This is a genomic window from Paenibacillus sp. J22P51, assembly GCF_059692215.1.
Genome location: NZ_JCAUAZ010000009.1, coordinates 60,940 through 78,949, shown reverse-complemented (window position 1 = coordinate 78,949; position 18,010 = coordinate 60,940). Strand labels below are relative to the sequence as shown.

22 protein-coding genes are annotated in these 18,010 nt (G+C 48.6%); 11 read left to right on the top strand and 11 right to left on the bottom strand.

Translation table 11 applies throughout. The features are described 5' to 3' along the window. Window positions 1-93: 93 nt before the first annotated feature. Window positions 94-1,140, top strand: a complete 1,047-nt coding sequence (locus AC58QC_RS19510) for a P-loop NTPase family protein (RefSeq protein ID WP_497416769.1) — start codon at window positions 94-96, stop codon at window positions 1,138-1,140. Between the two features lie 163 nt (window positions 1,141-1,303). Beyond that, window positions 1,304-1,810: an ankyrin repeat domain-containing protein gene (locus AC58QC_RS19505; RefSeq protein ID WP_497416768.1), complete on the top strand. Its 507-nt coding sequence runs from the start codon at window positions 1,304-1,306 to the stop codon at window positions 1,808-1,810. Between the two features lie 58 nt (window positions 1,811-1,868). On the opposite strand, the gene AC58QC_RS19500 is transcribed toward AC58QC_RS19505, so the two are convergent. Then, a complete protein-coding gene (locus AC58QC_RS19500; protein WP_497416767.1) occupies window positions 1,869-2,387 on the bottom strand; it encodes a DUF2812 domain-containing protein in 519 nt (172 codons plus the stop codon). Continuing rightward, window positions 2,380-2,712 (bottom strand): PadR family transcriptional regulator, encoded by a 333-nt coding sequence (locus AC58QC_RS19495; RefSeq protein WP_497270453.1) that lies wholly within the window; start codon window positions 2,710-2,712, stop codon window positions 2,380-2,382. The genes AC58QC_RS19500 and AC58QC_RS19495 overlap by 8 nt, the downstream gene beginning before the upstream one ends. Window positions 2,713-2,920: 208 nt before the next feature. Here AC58QC_RS19495 and AC58QC_RS19490 point away from each other — a divergent pair, with 208 nt between their 5' ends. Then, entirely contained in the window at window positions 2,921-4,306 is a 1,386-nt protein-coding gene (locus AC58QC_RS19490) for a UDP-N-acetylmuramoyl-tripeptide--D-alanyl-D-alanine ligase (protein ID WP_497416766.1), read from the top strand. A 16-nt stretch (window positions 4,307-4,322) separates the two neighbouring features. Then, window positions 4,323-4,877 carry a dihydrofolate reductase family protein gene (locus tag AC58QC_RS19485; protein WP_497416765.1) on the top strand — a complete coding sequence of 185 codons (555 nt, stop codon included), beginning with the start codon at window positions 4,323-4,325 and terminating at the stop codon, window positions 4,875-4,877. A 12-nt stretch (window positions 4,878-4,889) separates the two neighbouring features. Here the strand turns inward: AC58QC_RS19485 and AC58QC_RS19480 are convergent, their stop codons facing one another. Further along, the gene (locus tag AC58QC_RS19480) at window positions 4,890-6,113 is read right to left on the bottom strand and encodes an MDR family MFS transporter (RefSeq protein ID WP_497416764.1); all 1,224 of its coding nucleotides are present in this window, start codon (window positions 6,111-6,113) and stop codon (window positions 4,890-4,892) included. 235 nt (window positions 6,114-6,348) lie between these two features. On the opposite strand from AC58QC_RS19480, the gene AC58QC_RS19475 reads away from it, so the two are divergent. After that, window positions 6,349-7,068 (top strand): hypothetical protein, encoded by a 720-nt coding sequence (locus AC58QC_RS19475; protein ID WP_497416763.1) that lies wholly within the window; start codon window positions 6,349-6,351, stop codon window positions 7,066-7,068. A gap of 88 nt (window positions 7,069-7,156) precedes the next feature. On the opposite strand, the gene AC58QC_RS19470 is transcribed toward AC58QC_RS19475, so the two are convergent. After that, entirely contained in the window at window positions 7,157-7,342 is a 186-nt protein-coding gene (locus tag AC58QC_RS19470; RefSeq protein WP_497416762.1) for a CDGSH iron-sulfur domain-containing protein, read from the bottom strand. A gap of 295 nt (window positions 7,343-7,637) precedes the next feature. On the opposite strand from AC58QC_RS19470, the gene AC58QC_RS19465 reads away from it, so the two are divergent. Further along, entirely contained in the window at window positions 7,638-8,060 is a 423-nt protein-coding gene (locus AC58QC_RS19465; protein ID WP_497416761.1) for a DUF1232 domain-containing protein, read from the top strand. A 267-nt stretch (window positions 8,061-8,327) separates the two neighbouring features. Here AC58QC_RS19465 and AC58QC_RS19460 read toward each other — a convergent pair whose 3' ends face one another. Further along, window positions 8,328-9,398: a branched-chain amino acid aminotransferase gene (locus AC58QC_RS19460; RefSeq protein ID WP_497416760.1), complete on the bottom strand. Its 1,071-nt coding sequence runs from the start codon at window positions 9,396-9,398 to the stop codon at window positions 8,328-8,330. A 131-nt stretch (window positions 9,399-9,529) separates the two neighbouring features. On the opposite strand from AC58QC_RS19460, the gene AC58QC_RS19455 reads away from it, so the two are divergent. After that, window positions 9,530-10,420 carry a LysR family transcriptional regulator gene (locus AC58QC_RS19455; protein ID WP_497416759.1) on the top strand — a complete coding sequence of 297 codons (891 nt, stop codon included), beginning with the start codon at window positions 9,530-9,532 and terminating at the stop codon, window positions 10,418-10,420. Window positions 10,421-10,448: 28 nt separating this feature from the next. Then, complete coding sequence (locus AC58QC_RS19450) at window positions 10,449-11,393, top strand: TRM11 family SAM-dependent methyltransferase (protein WP_497416758.1); 945 nt, start codon at window positions 10,449-10,451, stop codon at window positions 11,391-11,393. Between the two features lie 6 nt (window positions 11,394-11,399). On the opposite strand, the gene AC58QC_RS19445 is transcribed toward AC58QC_RS19450, so the two are convergent. Further along, window positions 11,400-12,023, bottom strand: a complete 624-nt coding sequence (locus AC58QC_RS19445; RefSeq protein ID WP_497416757.1) for a DUF3298 and DUF4163 domain-containing protein — start codon at window positions 12,021-12,023, stop codon at window positions 11,400-11,402. 199 nt (window positions 12,024-12,222) lie between these two features. Next, on the bottom strand, window positions 12,223-12,387 hold the full coding sequence (locus AC58QC_RS19440; RefSeq protein WP_497416756.1) for a hypothetical protein: 165 nt from the start codon (window positions 12,385-12,387) through the stop codon (window positions 12,223-12,225). Window positions 12,388-12,580: 193 nt separating this feature from the next. Between AC58QC_RS19440 and AC58QC_RS19435 the strand changes: the two genes are divergently transcribed. Both AC58QC_RS19435 and AC58QC_RS19430 read left to right on the top strand, forming a co-directional pair. After that, a complete protein-coding gene (locus AC58QC_RS19435) occupies window positions 12,581-13,150 on the top strand; it encodes a pyridoxamine 5'-phosphate oxidase family protein (protein ID WP_497416755.1) in 570 nt (189 codons plus the stop codon). Between the two features lie 146 nt (window positions 13,151-13,296). After that, complete coding sequence (locus AC58QC_RS19430) at window positions 13,297-14,124, top strand: DUF2935 domain-containing protein (protein WP_497416754.1); 828 nt, start codon at window positions 13,297-13,299, stop codon at window positions 14,122-14,124. A gap of 36 nt (window positions 14,125-14,160) precedes the next feature. Here AC58QC_RS19430 and AC58QC_RS19425 read toward each other — a convergent pair whose 3' ends face one another. Then, window positions 14,161-14,553: an acyl-CoA thioesterase gene (locus tag AC58QC_RS19425; protein ID WP_497416753.1), complete on the bottom strand. Its 393-nt coding sequence runs from the start codon at window positions 14,551-14,553 to the stop codon at window positions 14,161-14,163. 731 nt (window positions 14,554-15,284) lie between these two features. Between AC58QC_RS19425 and fumC the strand changes: the two genes are divergently transcribed. Then, the gene (gene fumC, locus AC58QC_RS19420; RefSeq protein WP_497416752.1) at window positions 15,285-16,673 is read left to right on the top strand and encodes a class II fumarate hydratase; all 1,389 of its coding nucleotides are present in this window, start codon (window positions 15,285-15,287) and stop codon (window positions 16,671-16,673) included. Between the two features lie 106 nt (window positions 16,674-16,779). Here fumC and AC58QC_RS19415 read toward each other — a convergent pair whose 3' ends face one another. The 3 genes from AC58QC_RS19415 to AC58QC_RS19405 all read right to left on the bottom strand — a co-directional run bounded on the left by AC58QC_RS19415 (window position 16,780) and on the right by AC58QC_RS19405 (window position 17,894). Continuing rightward, window positions 16,780-16,980: a cold-shock protein gene (locus AC58QC_RS19415; protein WP_082562262.1), complete on the bottom strand. Its 201-nt coding sequence runs from the start codon at window positions 16,978-16,980 to the stop codon at window positions 16,780-16,782. A 65-nt stretch (window positions 16,981-17,045) separates the two neighbouring features. Next, on the bottom strand, window positions 17,046-17,246 hold the full coding sequence (locus AC58QC_RS19410) for a cold-shock protein (protein ID WP_028555458.1): 201 nt from the start codon (window positions 17,244-17,246) through the stop codon (window positions 17,046-17,048). Window positions 17,247-17,540: 294 nt separating this feature from the next. Continuing rightward, window positions 17,541-17,894, bottom strand: coding sequence for a hypothetical protein (locus AC58QC_RS19405; protein ID WP_497416751.1), 354 nt, complete (start codon window positions 17,892-17,894; stop codon window positions 17,541-17,543). Between the last annotated feature and the right edge of the window lie 116 nt (window positions 17,895-18,010).

Below are 18,010 nucleotides of genomic sequence, written 5' to 3'. Positions count from 1 at the left end.
ACTCTTCGGAGTAAAAATTAAAACTTACAAAGTAATTATTGTTGCATTTGGGCGTAAAATGTATTACTCTTAAAAGTAAGGAGATTGAACCTATTGGATGATATTCGATTGAATGTTTCATTGCTTCGTGGGCGCGTTCCTAATTTGACGAGTGCTGCTCGGGCGGTTGGGTTACGGTCTGCAACAGTTTCAAATCTGTGTACCGGCAAAATTCCCGTGGGCCGCGCCGAGGTTCGAACACTTGTCGCATTGGCTTCCTTGGCGAATTGCAGCTTGGATGAACTTATTCTAGTTGGGGAGAGATTCGAGATGATCGAAACCGGAATTAAGACCTTAGATTTGTTCGCACCATTAGCCAAAGGAGGCACAACGGGCTTAGTTGCCCGTCCGAAAATGGGCCAGTTAGTCGTTCTTGCCGAGCTCTTACATGTGTTGAAAAAGCAAGGCTATGCAACCATTCTTCTGGAGCCTGAAGGGGAGCACCCCGAAATCGAAGATGTCACAGGTGATGTGGATGTCATTTGCAGCAACGTAGAGGAGGCTTTCCAGCAGATTAGTAAGATCGGTGCTGCACGTGATGTCATTCTTGCCGCAGACCGCTCACATGTGCTCAGTAATGAGCTCTATCAATTGCAAGACCGACTTCAGGCTGCAGGTGTTCAATCCCTAACTACGCTGCTCGTTGATCTGAAGGGTGAGGCGGTTGATGAGGATTTGCCTTATGGACCACTCGAAACACTGTGGCAATTTGATGCGGACTTAGCTGCTAGGCACATTTACCCATCGATAAATCCTGTATTGTCCACCTCCGAAATTATCGAGGGGTCCTATACGGATGCGCTTCATCTATCCATTGGTCAAAAGGCTAAGAAGCTGCTGCGCCGCTATAAGGAATTGCGCTTCTTGGTACAAGCACATGGATTGGAGGAGCTACCAGCTGCAGAAGTCCAAACCTTTGGTCGCGGGGAACGTCTAGAGGCCTATCTTACGCAGCCTTTGTATGTGGCTGAAGCGATGACAGGTGCAGCTGGTGTGACGGTTTCCTTGCAGGAAACGCTTCAGGATGTGCAACGGATTATCGACGGAGCTGAGGATCAAACCGAAGCGAAAGAATTGATGTATATCGGCCGATTAGCCTAGTTGCTCATAGGGGGATGCAAGGAGCGTGGAAGGCCTGCAGCGATGTTGCTGGGGGTCTTTTTTTGCAATCCGCTTAGGGATGATTTATTTAGTAGGGAAAAAAGGAAAAAACTAGATTTTCGCCGAATTGACATACATACAAGTTAGAGGAGGCCACCCCTACATGATCAACGACATATTTACAGCGGCACGCACTGGCGATGCAAATCGAGTAAAGGAACTGCTGGACACGGATCTTTCGCTTAGCAATGCTGAGAACAGTGACGGACTAACCCTTTTAGGCTTCGCGGCACATTTCGGTCAGGTAGAAGTGATCAAGCTGCTTTTGGAAAATGGAGCTGATGTGAATGCCGTATCGCACTCCAGAGTTAGCTATATTCCTTCTAATACAGCACTACACGCAGCAATCGCTGGCGAGCGGAGCCTAGAGGTCATTCAACTGCTGCTCGCTCACCGTGCGAAGCCGACGATTATGGATAGCAATGGGCATACGAGTTTACATGTGGCAGCTTTCCATAAGGATAGTACACCAATTATTGAGCTATTGCTGGAGCATGGTGCGGATGTAAATGCGAAGTCGGAGGACGGCGTCTATGCAATCGATCTGGCCAAAGAGCAAGGACATACTGCGGTGATTGCCATGCTGAGAGAGCATGGAGCCATTGGATAGTAGAGGGCGCCGAACGAAGCTAGGTGATTTAAGGACATTCAGCTAGGCAGCTAGCGAATCAGAGAATGTCCTTTTTGGCTTGAAGTCTTTTATTTGCAGCGACTAGTCTGTATAAACTAACCCCAAGCAGGCCGATGAGAGGGACATATAGGATCAGCAGTGGATAAAAGATCGCACTGTCGATATTTATCACGATCATAGGAACTTGAGCGGCAGTAAGTGCCGTAAATACACCGATAAGCCGTTTATTCCGCTCGATCATGGAGTCAATGTCGGTGAAAATTTCAGGCTTTGCTTCTTGATAGGTTTGTCTCCAGATATACCAACCTGCACCGCTGTAAATTTTCTCCCAGCCCGTATCTTCAAAAATTCCCATGTAGTTAGGATCCACCTTCATTTGGTAATCTACGCAGTAGCTCATTTTGCGGGGAGCACCTTTCTCAAAGTGAAACCGCAGGCCATTCCAGTTCACTCGAAGTAAGTGCCAGCCTTGCGCCTCCATATCCTCTAGCCATGCAGAAATGGTCTCCGATTGCGAACCATCCCACCATTTGAACACCTTTTTGGTCTCATTCATATAAAGATCCCTCTACTTTCTTCGCGTTTTCGTATAACTCCGTGATTCTGGCGATCTCCAGCTTGAGTAGTTCTTTGCCTGAGGGGGTAATGCGATACAGCTTACGGCGCTCTTCTTCAGCTACAGCCTGAATTAAACGATCTTTCTCCATTCGTGATAAGCTGCCATAAATGGTTCCGGGACCTAGGTGGATCCGACCTTGCGTCAGCTCCTCAACAAACTGAATAATGCCATAACCGTGCCGAACCTCAGTAAGGGAAAGCAGAATGTAATAGGCCGTTTCGGACATCGGTAAATACTGACGGTAGAGCTTTTCGCTATCCATAAAATCTCCTTTGGCTTATATCATTGTCTGTTGTATCACGAGTCGTTGTATCACGTTGTGATATATCATGGGATGAGTATATCATCGCGTGATATAGAGTGCAATAGGCGTTTATAAAATTATCCTCCTAACTCCCCCCTGTTCTTTTATGTTACTATTTGGGTATATTATCCATATGAAAAACAATGAGGATGGATGAGGTGAATCCATGATTGATCATACGTTAAAAAGAGTTGAGCAAATGGCCGGTGGGAGTGGCTTATCGACTTTACATGAGGAGCTTATCATTCGAGGTATTTCTATTGATTCGAGAACAGTGAAGCCAGGCAATCTTTTTATACCGATTATCAGGAATCTGGATGGCCATCTATTTGTAAAAGAAGCGATAAGGCAGGGAGCGGTGGCATCTTTATGGCAAAAGGATCACCCAAATCCACCAACTCATATTCCTTTGATTTACGTGGAGGATTGCTTAGAAGCCCTTCAGTTGCTTGCTGCTAACTATCGAAATGAGTTGAACGTCAAGGTCATTGGGGTTACGGGGAGCAATGGCAAAACAACGACCAAAGACATGATTAATGCGGTACTAGGTGCTACCTATCGAGTTCATAAAACGATAGGGAATTTAAATAGCCAAATTGGTGTACCCTTGACGCTGCTAGAGATGGACCGAAGCACGGAAGTTGCTGTCATTGAGATGGGAATGAGCGATAGAGGTCATATTGATCGTCTTTCGCATATTGCAGGGCCGGACATAGTCATTATCACGATGATCGGTGTGTCTCACCTGTCTACCTTAGGATCTAAGGAAAACATCGCTGCTGCGAAAATGGAAATTGTGAATGGTTTGAGGGATGGAGGCTTGATTATCTACAATGGAGATGATCCGCTACTCTTAAGTGGGCTTCGGGATATTGGTCAAAAGAAGAATGTGCAGAGCACCCGTTTTGGAGGAGCATCCGGTAACGACTTACGGGCGGAAGCCACACGAACGGATGCAAATGGTTCCTATTTTACGATAGACGGCAATGAGTACTACATCCCGTTACTTGGTAAGCACAATATTACCAATGCACTAGCTGCAATCTGCGTCGCCAGAAGCCTAGGTGTGCAGGTGGCTGACATGCAGAAGGGGTTCAAAACCCTGAAGGTCACGAATATGCGGATGGAAAAAATCGCAGCGCCCGCTGGTTTTACGATCATTAATGATGCGTGGAATGCGAGTCCAATCTCGATGGCTGCTGCCATTCGAACGTTTGAAGAGCTAGATGGCTTCGATAGAAAACATCTTATATTAGGCGATATGCTTGAGCTTGGTGAGCAAGAAGGGGACTTTCATCGGGTTATTGGTAAGCATATGGATCCTAACAAAATCGATTATGTATATACCGTTGGAATTCTCGCCGAACAGATTGCGTTAGAAGCAGAGAAACGATTCCCTGTAGGCAGAGTTCAGTCGTTTAAGGATAAGGTTGCCCTGCTTCTAACACTTGAAACTAATGTTCAGAAGCAGCACGCTGTACTGTTAAAGGGATCACGCGGAATGCAGCTAGAAACACTAGTACCAGAGTTATTGGCATTAAAGCCAAAGTAGAAGGAGCAAATTCACAATGAGAAAAATCGTTGCAGGACTATTCATGTCACTGGATGGAGTCATCGACTCACCGGAAAACTCGCCCAAGAAGTGGGGCAATGCAGAAATCATGGAGCGAATCGCGGAGGGTGTGGCGAAAGCGGATGCGGTACTCTTGGGGCCGCAGACGTATGAGTTTTTGGCGCAATTCTGGCAGCGCCAGAGCAGTGATGTACCGATGGCGAAATTCTTGAACCACTCGCCGAAATATGTGGTCTCTAGGACACTCGCTACGCTGGACTGGCAACCGGCCACACTGCTAAGAGGAGATTTCGTAGAAGAAATTACGAGGCTCAAACAGCAGCCAGGCCTGAATATTCAGGTTCCGGGCAGCCCTACACTTGTGCGATCGTTGCTGCGAGAGGGATTGCTGGATGAGCTTAACCTCAACATTTGCCCGGTTGTGGCTGGATCTGGCACGCGTCTTTTCGATGGGATCGAGAATGTGGTGAATCTCAAAATGATTGACTCCAAAGGTTACAGTAACGGCGTTATGGCCGTAAGCTACCAGATCGTTAGAGCTGGCGAATAGCAGCTTGATAATTCATAAAATGGCTCTGCGAATTGAGCTTCCCGTGGCCTTCGTTCTTTGTTCTTTTTGCATAAAACCAATATTCATCAGTCCAAACACGAAGAAACAAATCCAAGGAAGTCCCTGCCATCCAAGGTAATTGCCCAGATCATACAAATATCCTCCGCCTACGTTTCCGATGATGGCTCCGATGGAGAGGGCAAAGCCGTTAAATCCGAAATAGCTGGCAATTTGCTCATCCCCGGCATAGTCGGAAACCATGGTATTCATCATGGGCTGTAAAAATACCTGCCCAATCATGAAGGCGATAACCCCCGCATAGATCCCCCAAATGGAACCCATCATGCCGATTGTAAATAATCCCCCTGCGAGCAGCAAGGTACCTAGTGACATCACGCCAAAGGGATGGAGCTTATTATTACCTAATTTGGATAAGGGAACCTGCAGCAGGACCATGACGACGGCGCCGCAGCTGTAAATGAGCCCTATATTCGCATCGGAAGAGATCTGATGCACACGAAATGGAACAGCGATATATAACTGGGTGACAAGGGACCAGGAGATCATCGTGAATATCATAAACCGACGAAAAGGGCGATTGCTCAGCACGGTTTTCATTTGTGATAAGATGCCCGTATAGGCCTTGCGAGATTGCTCACTCTGGATAGTCGGCAAAAAGAAGAGGCTAAAGAAAAAGGAAAATGCGAATATCAGTGTAGCGGCCAAACTGACGTATTTGAAATGAAAGCCCATGAGTAAGGCGCCTAAGACGGGACCTACGACGAATCCCATATTGCTTAACATTTCTCGAATGGAGTAAATGGTAATACGGTTACTCGATGTAGATAGTGCCGCATAATAGGCATAACTTGCTGGATTGAAAAGAGATCCGCCTAAGCCGGAGAAGAAGCAAGCGATGATAAAGCCTGGGATGCTGTCGACAAAGCCGAACATCCCAAATCCGAAGGTGCGGATGAGCAACCCGATGAGAATCGTGCGTTTATATCCAAGCTTGTCGGCCAACGTACCGCAAAGAACGGAAAGCCCTTGCTGGCTGAAGCTGCGAATCGCGGAGATAATCCCAACCATGCTGACTGTCAGCAGAATGTCGTTCAATAGATAAGAGGCAAGCAGGGGGATCATCATATAAAATCCGACGGCCATACTGAACGTATTCATGAACATGACCCAGAAGGGCAGCCGAATGGAAGTGAGTTTATTCAAGATGGATCGCATAAGTAAGCCCTCGTTTCTTGCAGCAAGATGTTAATTTCAACACCTTACAGGATAAGCGGCCATTTGTATAGGGACATTCTTTGGATGGACTTGGGTAAAAGTTAGTTGAGCCAACTTGGATTTGTGTAAGGTTCTTGGTGAGGCTAACAGAGTGACACGAACTTCCAACTAATGGTAAAATAGGGCGATACGCTCATGTTGCGCTCGAATACCATCGAACGGAGGTTGAACGCATATGCTAATCTCAGTTAAGCGAATGCCCCGGTATGCTTTGATTACGGGGATGCTTCTTGTCATGCTAATCCTTACCTACTTCATGATCTACGTGATAGAAAAGCCAGGAGGAATAGCGGATTGGCGGCTGTCCAAAGCGATGGGTCTTACAGAGACCATACGTATTCCACTCGGACAAACACCGCAGGAGGCTATTCAACAATTTCGAGGTTCTTCCTTGGAGAATACATTTAAGACCATTCTTCGAGAGCCTGTCCACGGAGGCGTTCTACAATTCAGTAAACGACTGCAAGATCATGGTGGGACAGATTTACAAGTAGAAATAGCACGGAATACTTGGCTGGGGTGGAAATGGGCTTCTGGCGGGGGATACGCTTTTGGTGGAGATAAAATGGATGCATTATCGGATACTGCACTTTCCTATATGATGATGCCATTCGATTTGGGGAAGTCTAAGGGGGTCTCCCTGTTGTTCGGAGAAATAGGGGATACGACGATAACGCATATCGTTGTGAAGGCCGATGAAACAGGGGCAAAGGAATATGAGGCCGAAATTGTAAAGACGGATGAGGGGTATGTCGTTTGGTACATGGTTCTGCCTGCTTCTGTAGACGTTCCTTTCGACATGCAAGCGTACACGGATCAGAATGAGCTGCGCGCCGCGCAGGCGATAACCATTGAGAGCGAAAGTGGTGCGATAAGCCGATCGTCTATACGATAAATAAACAAAGGGCTGCTCTTCAAGTATCAACTTGAGAGCAGCCCTTAGTTAGTGAAAGGATAGAACGATCGTACCTTTACTAGGAAGGTTAGTCGCGAACCTGACTTTCAAATTTTCCTTTATGAGCACCGTTGCAGTAAGGTTTGTTGGACGAGAGTCCGCAACGACACAAGTGAATCTGTTCTTTCGTTTCCATGGGATCTCCTTCGCCGTCCAGTAACGTAACTCCACTTACAAGCAAGGGACCATTATCAAGAATTTTAATTTCTGCCACAACCACACGCCTCCATTTTTTTACCAAAGTAGAAAGTATGAGTTTTTGGTTCCCGCAATCATTCTTCTCTTTGGCGATAATCAAACTATATATAGGGATCCTCTACTTAAAACGCGGTCACACCCTTGTATGACCGAAAGTAGAGGTTTCTCACCATTGTTGCCAGATGCGATTAACTATAATCAATTAGAGCATAACAATAAGAGGTAAGATCAAACCGAGACTTAATGCGTGAGATAGGTGTAAAATAGTGGGTATATAAATGGCAATTGCTGATGAATGGAGTGGTAGCGAAATGAATCCTTCCAAATATGAAAAATACTTCTCTATTGATGGCTTCTGGTCCAAGTTGAAAAAGGGTGCCAAGAAAGCTGGCAGTAAAGTGATTTATACCGGCTTGCTGCTTTTTTACGCATTGGATAGTCCGAAAACGCCGCTCCGCGCGAAGGTTCAAATCTATGGTGCGCTGGGATATCTCATCCTGCCGCTGGATCTAATGCCCGATCTGCTGCCAGTTGTGGGGTATGTGGATGATTTAAGTGCGTTAGCTTTTGCCTTAGCGGCAGTTTCGAAAAGTATTGATGATGAGGTCAGGCGTAAAGCCAAGAACAAGCTGAGGGATTTCCTTGGCGATGATGCGGTTAGCAGCAAGGATATCATCGATATTGATGGTCATGTGGTGGAAGAGCAGGGGAAAGCGAAGGACGAGGAGAAGTAGCTGGTAGGGTTTCAGGCTAGCGAAAGGGAACGTGAGGGCGCTATTTGTGCATTTTGCGGTCGTTTTACTCGTTTTTCGTGGAAATAAGGGAACTACGTTCCCCTTCGGAGAGATAATTGCCTTATAGAGCGGAAATAGCGGAACCACGTTCCCTTTCAAACCAGCTGCCGGACCCAAAGTCCGCAGAAGATATAAAAAGACACCCAGCAGGGTGTCTTTTGTTCTGTTCATGCCCAGATGTCGCGCAGCGACACAGGCGTAATAGATTTAAACCTTTAACATCCAACCAAACGTGTCCGGCAGCTTTCCGCTTTGAATACCGGTAATCGTCGTATACAGTCGCTCCACGAGCTCACCGATCTCCCCATGGTTCACAACCATTGGCGTTCCGTTCCACAGTAAGCTGCCAATTGGTGATACGACCGCAGCGGTGCCGGTGCCGAAGGCCTCTTCCAGCGTCCCATCCGCATGGGCCTGCACGATGTCCTCGATGGAAATTTTGCGCTCGGATACTGGAATACCCCATTCTTTGAGCAGGTGGATAATGCTTCCCCGCGTGATCCCCTCGAGAATGCTGCCGCTAAGGCTAGGCGTAACCACTTCTCCGCCAATTTTGAAAAAGACGTTCATACTGCCGACTTCTTCCAAATACTTTTTCTCGATGGCGTCGAGCCAGAGCACCTGCGCACAGTTATGCTCTTTAGCCAGCATTTGTGCCTTCAAGCTGGCTGCGTAATTGCCGGCTACTTTGGCATTGCCTGTTCCGCCTTGCACAGATCGCGCATAATAGCTTTCCACAAGGATGTTAATCGGCTGCAGCCCTTCCTCATAGTAAGCATCGACTGGCGACATAATGATAATAAAGGAATAGTTCGTAGATGGGCGAACACCTAAAACGGCTTCCGTTGCAATGACGAACGGACGGATGTACAAAGAGGAACCCTTCTTCTTCGGTACCCATGCGGCATCAATGCGAACTAGCTCTTGAATAGCATGAACCACGAATTCTTCATCCAATTGCGGGATGCTGAGACGTTCACTAGAGCGATTTAAACGCTTGGCATTTTGATCCGGGCGAAATAAGACAACATCATCGCTCTCGGTGCGGAAAGCCTTCATTCCCTCGAAAACCGCTTGCCCATAGTGAAAGACCATCGCCGCGGGATCATGAGAAATCGGACCATAAGGAATGATGCGAGGATCGTGCCAGCCTGTGCCTTCTTCGTAATCCATCATAAACATATGCGCTGTAAAATGCTTTCCAAATCCTAGATTCTCATCTAAATTAGGCATGTGCTTGCCGCTTTGATTTTTTTCTATTCGAATGCTTCCGTACATATGTTGTGCCACCTTTCAGTTGGAGGGCTCTCACAATCTTTTACCCTTAACTATAGAAAATTCGCAATCATTGATCAATTGCGATTTATCAATTACTATCATAGTTAATAACTATGATCGGGGGACGCTAGGTGGATTATCGGTTGTTGGTGTATTTTTTGGCGGTGTGTGAGGAGCTGCACTTCACCAAAGCAGCAGAGAAGCTAGGCATTAGCCAGCCTACGCTCAGTCAACAGATCCGATTGTTGGAGGATCGGGTGGGATCTCCGCTTTTTCAGCGTATCGGCAAAAAGATTTATGTGACCGAAGCGGGTGAGATTCTGCGTAAGCATAGTCGAAACATTTTTCACGAGCTGGAGCAAGCCCAGATGGCGATGAATGAGCTGCAAGGGATGCAGCGCGGGCGATTGCGGATTGGCTGTTCCGGGAATCATTTACTGACGGCGACGATTATGACGTTTCATGCGAAATATCCCCAAATCGAGCTATCTGTGATGGAGCTGGCCACTGAGGAGACCAAAGAAAAACTGCTGAGCAATGAGTTGGATGTTGGCGTGGTATTTCTGCCGGAGGAGGACGAGCAGCTGCGGTGTATGCCGTTGTACCAAGAGAAGCTTCAGCTTGTGGTGTCGGATCAGCATTCATATGCCCAGGATCAGGTGAAGGAAATTCGGTTGGCGGAGCTGACAGAGATTCCGATTGCAATGCTGCAGCAGAAGTTCTACGTTCGGCAAATGATGGATGATTGCTGCGCGCAGATAGGTCTTGCTTGGAAGCCGATTGTGGAGCTGTCTACGCTCGAATCTCTGCTGCAAATGGCGAAAAACCATGTGTGCGGTGCAATTCTGCCTCAATCCTATATGGAAGGCATGGGCGTTCAGATGCGTGAGCAGAAGCTTAGCGCGATCCCGATTATCGATCCCGTTCCACAGAAGGAAATGGGGATTGTGTATCGGAAGGATATGTTTTTGTGCAAAACGATGGATACGTTCGTGAAGCAGGTTATTCAGGAATTTGCTTAGTGTGAAGGAAAGAGTGAGGGATAGCAAATTGGAACATATCTATGTATTTGCCTGTCATGAGGATGAGCAGGCCTTGTGTCAGTTGGAGCTGCGCACGTTGCTGGGCGCAGACGCTTTTATTGGTGCGCGCTACGCCGTCAGCGCGCGTAAGGTAGAGCCGAGCCGCAGCCCGTTTCTGAAGCTGCGGATGGATGTTGCCTTTGAGGCCGACAGCCTGCCGGCGCTGGCCTCGCAGTTAAGTACGTTGACCGTGCGCGGCGCAACGTTCAAGGTTGTGTTCGCGGAGACGGACACGGCGGTCAGCTATGACCGCCAAAGGAGCGTCGAGCGCGAACTGGGGCTAGGGCTGCGCGGCAAGGCCGAGATGCGCAGGCCGGAGCAATGGTTCGCCGTGACGGAGCTGGGAGGCCGGTGGTTGTTCGGCGAGGGCAGCTACGGCGAAGCCATATGGCTTCAGCATCAGCAGAAGCCGCAGAACTACTCCACCGCCCTTGGTACGCGCCTCGCGCGGGCGGTGGTGAACATCGCCGTGCCCGAGGTGGCGGGCACGCGGGTCATTGACCCGTGCTGCGGCATGGGCACGGTGCTGGTGGAGGCGATGTCGATGGGCATCGACATCGTGGGCTACGACATCAACCCGCTGGCCGTGCGCGGCGCGCGGGTGAATCTGGACCACTTCGGCATGCCGGATGTGGTCCAGATCGCAGACATGCGGTCGCTCGTTCCGCAGCTTGTCGGTTCACAGCCCATCTACGATGCGCTGATCCTGGACATGCCTTACAATCTTTGCTCCGTGCTTCCGGAGGAAGAGAAGCTGGCAATGCTGCAAACCGCCCGCCAACTAGCGCGGCGAGCGGTGATTGTAACAACCGAGCAGATCGACCCTCTTTTGATCAAAGCGGGCTTCCACATCGATTCACGCTGTGCCGTGAACAAAGGCAACTTTAGCCGACAGATTATCGTTTGCGTGTAGCCGGTATTAATACATCATTTTTCCGAGCGGGCCGTCCTCTGCAATGATGTCCTGAAGGGCATAGGCCGAAATCGGGAAATAGAGAAATCCATATACATAAGCGGCAAGCTCATAGAGCTGAAAATAAACAACCAGCGATTTATCCGCGATATAGAAGTCTTGATCAGGGCGAATGCCTTTAAACTCAACCAACAAAGGAATGTCACGGCGCTTGATCTCGGCGGCAACCATTGCACTAATTTTTGCGACATAATCGCTGCCTGGCTTAAATAATTCTTTGAGCGTATAACTTTTCCCGGTTTCCGTGCTGAAGGTCAAGGAATGCTGAATCGTCATTCCGTGGGCTCCGCCGGAGAAGGCATAATTGATCAAAGACAGGCTAAGTACGCGACGTTCATTCGTCTTGATTTCGTAATAAGCGGTAACATCTGTCATCGGGTTATGTGGGTAGCCCTGATCATGCAGCTGCTTGTTCACGACATCTACAATGGTTGTGTTGATGGTATGCTGCACCGTTGGTGGGTCCAGGTGGATCACGGCAGGATATAACAGATTTAATTTGTCGCGCAGCACCTTATAGGTTTGTATACTTACAGGTTGGTGTTCCAATTCCAGGTCCAGGTCGTTCATGTTTCATCATCCCTACGTTTTTGCTACACCATATTCGAACGCTGGGCGTTTGGTTAATGATTCGGAACGATTTCACATTACGCACCAAAAAGAGCTCTCCCTTGATCGTGTTTAAACGAAGGGAAAGCTCTTTTTCGTGTTGGCTAGGATGCAAATATTGCATCGACTGAGGCCCTTTATACTGCGGAACAGAAGCGGATTATTCCTGTGAGGAGGTTTCCTCGTCGCTGGCATTTGTTGTTGCACTTTGCAGCAATGAAGATAATTCTTCTACTTGTTGCTTCGATTGGCTGTCTTCAGCGCTTGCCTCAGCAGCATTAATAGCATGACTTACTACGTTGTCGTTACTGTTGGTTGTTGACATGATACAATCACCTCCTATAAGTTTCAACTAACTAAGTATCCCTCGGGGAGCCTGGAAATATACAACAAGTTCATGCTTATATTTAGCAGGTCATCTATAGGAATTTCCTATAAACAATACTTGATTTGTATATTTCACAAATAGGGTAAAGGAGCGCATAATAGAAGAAAATGGAAAGGCGTTGAGCGACGATATGGGGAGATCATTCGAGTCACTGCTGCCGGAGCATGAGGCATTTATCGCGAAGCAACATATCTTTTTCGTGGGTTCGGCACCGTTATCTGCCGAGGGGCATGTCAATATTTCACCGAAGGGGCATGATGTGCTGCGAATTTTATCTGCGAATCAAGTGGCTTATCTGGATCTTACCGGAAGCGGGAATGAGACCAGCGCGCATCTAGCGGAGAATGGCCGTATTACCATCATGTTCATGGCCATCGAAGGACCGCCTCAAATTATAAGGCTCTATGGCAAAGGACGCGTTGTCCTGCCTGGCTCTGAAGAGTGGGATCGACTGGCGCCTAAGTTCGAGCTGCTGCCGGGTGCGCGTCAGATCATGGTCGTAGATATCCATGAGGTGAAATCGTCTTGCGGTTACAGCATTCCTTTCTACACCTATGAGGGGGAGCGCAATACGCTGCAGAATTGGGCAACGAAGAAAGGCGATGAAGGACTGCTGGACTACTGGCAAGCGAAAAATATGACCAGCATGGATGGTCTTCCAACGCCTATTGGCCAGAAGTTATCCACAGATAGTGTGTGAAACGGATATGTATAAATTTCCAATGGTTTCGCCGTAGGATGAGCAGGCAGTCATCCCATGCCTTCTGAACCATGATGCGGTCTAGAGGCTTAATTCTCCTCATACATTTTATGAAAGAATGGCGTGCGGAGGAGGGACCTGCGAAGATGCAAGAGACGGGAATGTCAGTGAAGGAAGAGCATCTATTCTGGCTCGAGGTACTGGAGGATCATGCTCATTTTCTAAGGGATTATATATCTCCAACTGAAACGAAGTGGTGGAAGGAAGCAGAGAGGTACATCCCGCTATTTCAAGATGCGATTCAGCAAGCAAAGGGACTCTCATGGACAGATGCAGCGGATTCTCCCAACATGCAGGTCTTTGCGAGAAGTGTGTATCCACTTGCAGACGCTTACTGTAGGCTAGAAGGGCACATGCAGCATATGCGGCTGTGGAATCGCGTCAATCTAAATCTGACTCCCTCTTACTTTAACGGGACAATTAATGAAAATAGAGAGTATTTGCGGCAGCTCACCTACTGGGTTCAGGGGGCTCCAGCTGTGCCTCTTGCGTTGACCCAATTGTTGGATCTATGGCTGGAAGACCAGTTAGGGCACGCTGTGCTGCTAAAAGGTCTGCTAGACCCTGTAGAGGGTATACTTGGTGCAGAAACGGATAAATTTGCTTCGCTATTTTCGTCCTACATGGTGAAAAATCGCGCGATGCATGGTTACTTGCGCTTCACGCCCCCAGGCTTCCCAGCAGAGATGCAATTTGCTACGGAAGTGTTGGGGACCGTGAAAGCTTTCTATGAGTTCGTGCAGCGCATAGTCGTTCAATACCGCAATAACCAATTGCTATCGAAATCAACACTTCGTTTTCTTGAACATCATTTTCCAGAGTCATGCTATTTCATGCGTAAGCTGGCTGAATTCGTACCTGACGCGCCGTCTCTTGCTCATTGTCCGATAACACGTCCTGTGAAAATGCCATAAGATTAGTTAAAAGAGAGGTGCAACCGATAGGGCTTCTTAGGCAAAATACTTCCTTAACTCCGCCGGGGCCTCCCGGCTTGTACGCGTTATACTGTCCATCGTTACACTCGTGACGAGTGCATCGGCGCACAGCTCACCTTGTTGGTTGCGGATCTCTTGCTGCAGTACATAGCTCGAACGACCCATTCGCTCAGGTCGGCAGCTGACGGTTAGGTGTTCCCCTTGCTTGCATTCTTTGCGGTAATTAATGTTGATATTCACCGTTACTGTCTGAATCACTAGGTCACCAAAAGTCTCGTAAGATAGCCCACAGGCCTCATACCACTCCTCACGCCCCCATTCGAGATACTCCAAATATTTCGCATTATTCACATGTCCATTTACATCAATCTCTGTGGAACGGACGATGATTGCTAGTTTTGTTTCCATAATTGTATCTCCTTTTGTTTAGTTGTCGTGAGTGACTGAAGCAGGCGGATAGCTGGGGCTGTATTTGAGCCTGGGGCGGAACTGGAGCTTGGTTCAGGTCAGAGTAAAAGCTAGGGCTAGGGCTAGGGCCAGAGCCAGGGACAGGGCAAGAGCCTAGTCCAGACCAGACCAGACCAGACCAGACCAGACCAGACCAGACCAGACCAGACCAGACCAAAGGAAACCAGACCAGACCAGACCAAACTATACCAAACCAGACCAAACCAGACCAAACCAAACCAAACCAGACCAAACCAGACCAAACCAAACCCAGATCGTGTCCCAGCCCCCCTCGCTCAGTCAGCGAATGTTGCATTTCATGCAACATTATCGTTAGAAAATCAATGAAATAGCAGGAATGATGTACTTTGTACAACATTATTGTCCTATTTTCATCAAATACGCCCAAATCGGCTCAAAATGTTGTATTAACTACAACATTCGTACGAATTTTGCACAATTTTAAACATAAAGTTGTACCAAATACAACTCGGTGGGAGAGCACAAGACAGCTTTGGGCATTACCTAATATCCACCATTATAGCTCGCTTGTTAATAGGATAACCAGTTGCAGCTCATAACAAGCCAATAATGGGGGAAACTATGCGAGGCGTGTTTATGCTACCAAAGTGTGGGTATTCGTGAGTACAGAATAAAGATGAAATCGTTTCGAAAGACCAAGGAGGGCATGTATGTCGCAAGAATACAGATTAGAACGTGATACCATGGGCGAAATCAGAGTGCCTGTGGATAAGTTATGGGGGGCTCAGACCCAGCGTAGCTACGAAAATTTCAAAATCGGCACCGAGCGGATGCCGGTGCGGTTGATTAGTGCCTTTGCGCTGCTCAAAAAAGCAGCCGCACACGTAAACCGCGACCTCGGCGGCTTGCCATCGGAGAAAGCGGAGGCGATCTCGCAAGCAGCCGATGAAATCGTGCAGGGCCGCTGGAACGACGAGTTCCCGCTTGTCGTCTGGCAGACGGGCAGCGGGACGCAGTCGAACATGAATGTCAACGAGGTGATCGCTCGCCGAGGCAGCGAACTGCTCGGGGATGGCGCGCGCATCCATCCCAACGATGATGTGAATCGTTCGCAGAGCTCGAACGATACGTTCCCTACGGCGATGCACGTGGCCGGTGTCATCGCTGTAGAGCAAGAGCTCTTGCCTGCGCTGGAGCTGCTGCAGGCGACGCTGTACACCAAGATGTCGGCCTTCGCCGACATCGTCAAGATCGGCCGCACCCACCTGCAGGACGCTACCCCGCTGACGCTGGGGCAGGAGATCAGCGGGTGGTGGGCGATGCTGGACATGACGGCGCGCATGGTGCGCAGCGCCGTGGATACGATGCGCGAGCTCGCGATCGGCGGCACAGCCGTCGGCACGGGGCTGAACGCGCATCCCGAGTTCGGCGCCCGCGTCGCCGAAGCCCTGACTCGCGAGACGGGCACGCGCTTCGTCTCGGCCGAGAACAAATATCATGCGCTGACCAGCCATGATCAGATCGTCTACGCCCACGGCGCGCTTAAGGCGTTGGCGGCGAATTTAATGAAGATAGCCAACGATGTTCGCTGGCTATCGAGCGGTCCCCGCTGCGGAATCGGTGAGATCACGATTCCGGAGAACGAGCCCGGCAGCTCGATCATGCCGGGCAAGGTCAACCCCACGCAAAGCGAAGCGATGACGATGGTCGTATGCCAGGTGATGGGCAACGATGCATCCATCGGCTTCGCCGCTAGTCAAGGCAATTTCGAGCTGAACGTGTTCAAGCCCGTCATAATACACAACTTCCTGCAGTCCGTGCGGCTGCTGGCCGACAGCATGCGCTCGTTCAACGATCATTGCCTCGCAGGCATGGAGCCGAATCGCGCGGTGATTCAGCGCAATCTCGAGCAATCGCTAATGCTGGTTACAGCCCTCAACCCGTATATTGGGTATGAGAAGGCAGCCAGCATTGCGAAGCAAGCTCACAAGGAAGGGTTGACCCTCAAGGAGTCAGCTGTTCGCAGCGGCTACTTAACGGCCGAGCAATTCGACAGCTACGTCCGTCCCGAAGAAATGGTCCATCCGAAGGCAGATTAAGTAAGGTGAGCGTGTCTGTCAAATGTATCACATCGAACAACGAAAAAGCTCTCAACCACTCCAATAGGAGTCGGTGAGAGCTTTTTCGTTACAAACGATCACGCATTCATCGCCTGCTGCTTGTGTTCGATAAGGTGGGGAGCATCTTTAAATCCTTGACCATGGATGAATTGCAAATCGGACATGCGGGACTATCCGCGAATGAAAAGTTATCTCTCATCCAGCAAGAGCACTGTTCAGTGCTGCAGGTCCAGATGCTGGTTTGTTCCTCCGGTACTGGTTCCAATGATTTTTTTGAAAAGTACAATCGAACTCCTCCTTGTCATAATTGACTCTGACGCGCAAGCAGTTAAAGCAATATGTGATGAAGGACTACAGCTTGACTACATTTTCAGCTTGCGGTCCGCGGTTACCTTGAACAACTTCAAATTGCACACGTTGGCCTTCATCCAAGCTTTTGAAACCTTCCCCAGTAATGGCGCTGAAATGAACGAATACGTCATTGCCGCCTTCCATTTCGATAAATCCAAATCCTTTTTCTGCGTTAAACCATTTCACCGTACCAGTTTCCATGTGTTCATAAACCTCCAACAATAATTTGTGCCTGCGCTCCTCATCAGCGGAATCAAATCGTTCCGGTGAGCTTGTAAGTCATTAACGCAGCTTTGATAATATATCCATTATTAGGGAAGCTTATTCCACTTTTCAGAAAAAACATCAGAGTTATTTTCAGAACGGTAGCAACGAGAGGCGGGGTTGAAATCTTAGGCAGATCGGATATTGATTCCCCCAACGGTCCATCCAGCAACAGTAGAAAAGCTCACTCCACTTGGCCTATGAGGACCTTGAGGAGCGAGCCTTTTTGTTTTAGGCAAGCAATAGAATAACCAATAGTTCAAAGAGCACGAGTGTAATAATTTGGTTATATTGCGCTGGTGTATAAATCGGTCTGTGGTGTGGGTTATGTCCGTGACCATGATGGTCTACATGAAGATACACGTGGTGACCATCTGCATTAATCAGGACACCTTCATGCGTATGCCCATCGATCGTGGTGATACGGACCTTGCGGCCCATATGCGGATGAAGAGCATGCATGATGCCGTCTCTTTTTTGCTTCATCATGTGCTGCCAATTGGGTTCTGCTTGATACACAACGTGATGTCCTTGCTGTCCATGATGGCCTTGATGCCCATGGGGATGCATAGGATTTGTATACATAAAACGATCACTCCTTCTCGTACGACTGCGTCATGCAGCAGGCTTTTTGCCTAGGTTCAATACTAGACTATTCAGCTGTTCGAAAAGGGTGATCGCCTATGGGTCTTATTTCTGTT